We start from the raw sequence: 4,673 nt of genomic DNA, 5'->3' as shown, positions 1-4,673 counted from the left end.
GTCCTAACTGCGGTGGCGATCTTCAGCGACGCCCTGTTCGGCCGGCTGCGGCGTTGGCGTTCAATCCGCCGAGCCCTATGAGGGTGGTATCCCCGAGTTGCCGAGAGCAGCTCACAGGCATCTAGCGGCACGGATTGAGCACGGTGAGGGTTCGTTGATCGTTCCTTCCACGGTCCGTCGGGAGTGTGGATAGGATGTCACCACATCCAAGCCTGAGGGGGCAGCGCCATCAATTATCGTAGATTTTCGTTCCTAACCGCCGCACTCATATCGGGATTGCTGCTGAGCAGTTGCTCGACTCCTTCCGGATTCAAGGCATTGGAGCGTCCCGCTACGTCGACGGACGAGCTTCCTACAGGCGTTGACTTTAGGCAACCAGACTTGGATAAGGTGCTCCTTGTTGCCGAAACGGGTGGGAACAAGTACTTCCTTGGACAGAACGCCGAGAAGTCGACAGCATGCTTGGCCGTCTTTCCGGTTGACAACCCATCTGGATGGCACTCCGCGTGCAGCACCGGTGGGGCGCGGGAGGGAGAGCTCTTGGGAACTAGCGGACCAAGCCAAGAATCGTCCATCCTCGTGTCCGACGGGTACGACACGAAAGAGCTGGAAGCATCCGGTTACAAGAAGATCCACGAGAACATCCTCGTGGCCGGCGGTTAGGACCAGGGACCTAGTCCCAGGGCACCAAATACTGGTCAGAGAACGATGGCGAGGCCTGCTGGCCAAGCCGTCCGTCCCGTAGAGGGTTCGGCCAACGGGCACCAACAGTGCGGTGATCGACCGGCTTACGGGACCGTTTTACGGGACACCCTACGGACCAGGAGACCACCAATGTGGTGGTCTCCTCATCTGTCTTTTTTGTTTTGAGGGAGGGCAGGCTTTGGGCAGGCGAGCCCGTCGCTGTCTTTACCCGTTCGGATCGTCAAAACATCCTTTTGGCGGCGTGATCTGGTTCACTCAGTGCCCGACCGCCCCTGGATTCGTAGGGATTTCACCAAAGCGAAAGGCTACGTGGTGCACCTTCTCAGGAGCAGATGGTGCGGGCCACACTAAGAGTAGGTGTTCCTCCGTTGACTCCAGGGAAATGGTCTGGAACTCGGACACCCGGCCGCGTGCCAGGCAGCGGACCCTGTACCAGCCGGGTCCAGCTGTACTGAGCGGCGGCAGGGACGGCGCGTCGCCCATCAGCGAAGCGACGCCCAGCTGCCCTTCAGGGGCATGAACCGAGACATCAACGGCCTCCTCCCAGCCATCGAGGGCGAACTCGGGTTCGGAGTCCAGCAAGGACACGCCGATGGTGATGAAGCCGGTATCGGTGCCGGTGAGGACGATCGCCCCGGCATCTAGCACGACCATAAGTCCATTGCAGTCGTTGAACTGCTGCGGCGTTGCAGTTGTCGGGATGCTGTCATCAACCAAGTGATACTGGCTATAACTGACATCTACCCTGTCTGTGGTCACTGTCATCCGGGCCCCCTCGGTTAGTTGATGATGCGGACAATGAACGGGTCACCATCCAGCATCCGTGGCTGCCAATAGTGTTGCCCAGGATGGTGCCTCCAGAGGCATCATGGCCCTTGTTTATCATGCATCAGCTGAAGGCAACAGGCCGGTGGCCCTATGGCAGACGGCCCGTGCCTCCGGCAGCGGCCCTCTGGATGGTGCTCAGGGCGAGAAAACGCCGCAGAACAAACCCTTAGCCTAAAAGGCCAGGAACTGGGTAAGTGCGAAGAATCTGTTCCGTTGAGGGTTCCCAGAGGAACGCGCTTCGGAAGCCGTCGAGGATTCCCAAACTGGACGGAAATGCCCTAAAGACTGCCGGTCGTGCAAGAATCGCGGCATGGATCAGGATGAGCGGCAGACGAAGGAAGAATTGATGATCCTCGAGGCTCTGGTGCAGGCGATGGACCGGCGCGACGAGGTCTTCCAGGTGATTGAGGATTCAGAGGACGTGGACGAAGCAATCCGTCGCGTGGGTCAACTGTTGGGCGTGGGAGCACTGGGCAGCCGGGCAGTCCTCGACCTGCAGGCCAGAAGATTCACCCGAGGCCAGCGTCAGGCCAGCGCTTCCCGTGCAGAAGAACTTAGATCAATGTTGCCCGATGGGCGCTGAACTGGTCACGTGCGATCCGGTTACGGTTGATCGTCCTGGCCTCGCTCCCCAGCTTTCAGCGCCATTAAGTGCATCATGAACTCCGCGGCGGCGATTAGTCCGCGTCCGGCACGACGCACGCTCGACACGACTACCCGCGCAGCACCCTACCCGCCGCTGCCAAGTCCCTCTCACCGTTCCGCATAGGGGAAATATCGGTGCGGCGTCGACGCCCGCGGTTCGGTCACGGCTGGCGCGAATGGGAAAGGTAGCGGAAGATTTGGCTCATGTCTGCCGCGAGGATCGCCACTGTCACAATGAAGACCAACAGCCCCCGAGAAGTCGCTCGGTTCTGGCGTGAATTGCTCGGCTATCGAATCGCGCCCAACCACAGCAATTCCGTGAAGTTGATCGGAGACGACGGGCCGGCCCTGCTTATCCAGCGGTCGGATAGCCCGATCGAACAGGGGGCCATCCACTTGGATCTGCGGCCGGAAGATCAGTCGGCCTGTGTGGATCAAGCCCTCAAGCTCGGGGCCACGCGTGCGGACATCGGTCAGGCCGGCGACGAGGGATGGGTTGTCATGGCCGACCCTGGCGGCAACCTCTTTTGTATTCTTCAGTCTCAGGCCGACTACCAAGCCTCCCTGGCCAACGACCCGGGGACCCCAACGCCGGTCGATTAGGCGTTCGCGGTCTGCCGAAATTAGCTGCTGTCAGGTCTCCGCTCGACTTTCACGGCCAACAAATCAACGGCCGCTTGAGGTTCCTCAAACGGACGCGGCGGACTCATGACTCTCGGGCTCCATTTCCTGCATCGGCCGCCTGGAATAGGATCCTAACGGGACGATTTGAGGGCTCTACCGAAGTGAGGACTACCGCAGGGCCAGAGGCAGCTCACGATGCCAGTCTGAGCTACGCGTTCGCTCCGTGTTCCACACATGAAAGAGAGCATCGTGGCCCAGTTCCTTTATGCATCTGGCTTCCTCCTTGAAGATGGGTATCACGTTCAGAAACGTGATCTGGCTCCCGTCTCCAAGCCTTAGGTCCGGAAGGAGATCATCGGCCCTCTCAATAACTAGCCACGACGTGAACGAAGATCCGTCCATAATCTTGCCGCGTTCAGGGCTGACGAGGTGGCCGGCCTCAACGTGTATCTGCTCGATAATGAGGTCATTTATCATCAGGGTAAAGGCCCTTCTAAAACCATCGGACCCCCGACTTAGCCCAGTAAACAGCTCAAAACCTTGGTGGAGGCCCCTGCCGTGATGAATGAGCTTATGAAGACCAAGAGTTGCGTAGAAGTGGATTCCCACGTTGGATGCTTCAACGGGCCATTCGAGCACGCCGGCCAGACCTGGCTGAGGAGGGTCGAAGCTTCGGTATTCAACTCCCTCGCCAAAGTGTCGGCGGTAATGCAAGTCCACAGCTTCTAAACTGTCCAATTCATGGTCCTCCAACCGGCCAACATCCGTCGCTGCCCCCCCCGGATCACAACCCGCTCTTCGGCCAATACATGGAAAGAATATGCGAAAGGCGGCTGACCTGATGGCCTGCAAAGTATGCGTGTCGAGCCCCGACCTTGAATGTCCCGCAGAGGAATCCCCTTCCGGGACGACGGCCAGCCTGTGAGCGATCTACCGAGGAGCAGAGTTCACGAGCTCGTAGTGTTCGACTAAAGGAAACGGCTCGTAGAACTTGTGCAGTATCTCCCGCCACTGCTGATACTGCGGCGATCCCCTGAAGCCAACGGTGTGGTCCTCCAAACTGTCCCACTGCACGAGAAGTAAGTACGTGTTGGGAGTTTCGATCGAGCGAGAGAGCGACAAAGAGGCAAAGCCGGGCATTGACGCAATAATCAAACGAGCGCGATCGAATGCTGCCTCAAAGTCTTCTTCCTGGCCGAAAATGACGGGCAGCAGCGCGTGTTCGGTAATCATTGGGCAAGTCTTGCAGATTCCCGTTGAGGGTTACTCAAACGGGATCGCAAGACCGCCACTTAGCGGCGACTGATTCCCCTATTCCTGGCTCACAGTTGAGGCACCAGCAGTTGCCGACAGGCATGTCGGCGCCAGCTAGTGCTGTTAACTGGCATGCGCGGGTATTCATGAGCCGGGAGTACCCGCCCCGTCCGAGAAGGTGATGAGAATCTGTCCCCGCGCTCTTTGATCGGGACCTTGCGGATCCACAGGAGCATGACCACACCTACGAAGACATTCCACGCCATCCAGGGCCATTCGCTATTTCCTGCAGCCACCAAGGTGACGCATCTGATCAGAGCTAGGACCGTGAGGAAGGACGTGCCCACCGTCAGGATCAGTTTTTGCGAAGGAGAAAAAGGCCCTACTCTGAACATCCCCACCCATGTTCAGGACCGAAGCCAGGCCCAGCTGGCACAGCGGTATCAGTTGAACGTGACGATACGGGATAGGAAGCCCGCTGGCCACTGTGCCATCCCTCCCGCGACGGTCAGCTCGGATCGGCCGCCAATGGGCAGCGTAATCTGCGGCTGTGTGTGTCCAAAGTCTGCATTGGCCAGGACGGGAAGCCCGGCGAGGACCGGCTGGGTCCTGACGAT

General features: G+C 59.0%; 7 protein-coding genes. 3 read left to right on the top strand and 4 right to left on the bottom strand.

The annotated features are described in order from the left end of the window. The first annotated feature begins 540 nt into the window (after positions 1-540). Positions 541-663, top strand: coding sequence for a hypothetical protein (locus ACZYZ4_RS19325; RefSeq protein ID WP_256370781.1), 123 nt, complete (start codon positions 541-543; stop codon positions 661-663). A gap of 297 nt (positions 664-960) precedes the next feature. On the opposite strand, the gene ACZYZ4_RS19320 is transcribed toward ACZYZ4_RS19325, so the two are convergent. Then, complete coding sequence (locus ACZYZ4_RS19320; RefSeq protein WP_463863392.1) at positions 961-1,359, bottom strand: hypothetical protein; 399 nt, start codon at positions 1,357-1,359, stop codon at positions 961-963. A gap of 484 nt (positions 1,360-1,843) precedes the next feature. Between ACZYZ4_RS19320 and ACZYZ4_RS19315 the strand changes: the two genes are divergently transcribed. After that, positions 1,844-2,116, top strand: coding sequence for a DNA gyrase subunit A (locus ACZYZ4_RS19315; protein ID WP_463863391.1), 273 nt, complete (start codon positions 1,844-1,846; stop codon positions 2,114-2,116). 296 nt (positions 2,117-2,412) lie between these two features. Continuing rightward, positions 2,413-2,781: a VOC family protein gene (locus tag ACZYZ4_RS19310; protein WP_463863390.1), complete on the top strand. Its 369-nt coding sequence runs from the start codon at positions 2,413-2,415 to the stop codon at positions 2,779-2,781. A gap of 189 nt (positions 2,782-2,970) precedes the next feature. Here ACZYZ4_RS19310 and ACZYZ4_RS19305 read toward each other — a convergent pair whose 3' ends face one another. From ACZYZ4_RS19305 to ACZYZ4_RS19295, 3 genes are all read right to left on the bottom strand, one after another. Continuing rightward, entirely contained in the window at positions 2,971-3,540 is a 570-nt protein-coding gene (locus ACZYZ4_RS19305) for a suppressor of fused domain protein (RefSeq protein WP_463863389.1), read from the bottom strand. A 192-nt stretch (positions 3,541-3,732) separates the two neighbouring features. Next, on the bottom strand, positions 3,733-4,035 hold the full coding sequence (locus ACZYZ4_RS19300) for an antibiotic biosynthesis monooxygenase family protein (RefSeq protein ID WP_463863388.1): 303 nt from the start codon (positions 4,033-4,035) through the stop codon (positions 3,733-3,735). A gap of 464 nt (positions 4,036-4,499) precedes the next feature. Next, entirely contained in the window at positions 4,500-4,673 is a 174-nt protein-coding gene (locus ACZYZ4_RS19295; protein ID WP_463863393.1) for a hypothetical protein, read from the bottom strand.

It is taken from the genome of Pseudarthrobacter adonitolis (genome assembly GCF_055412845.1).
Note: the sequence above shows the minus strand (reverse complement) of the source record. Positions and strands in the feature narration are given on the sequence as shown.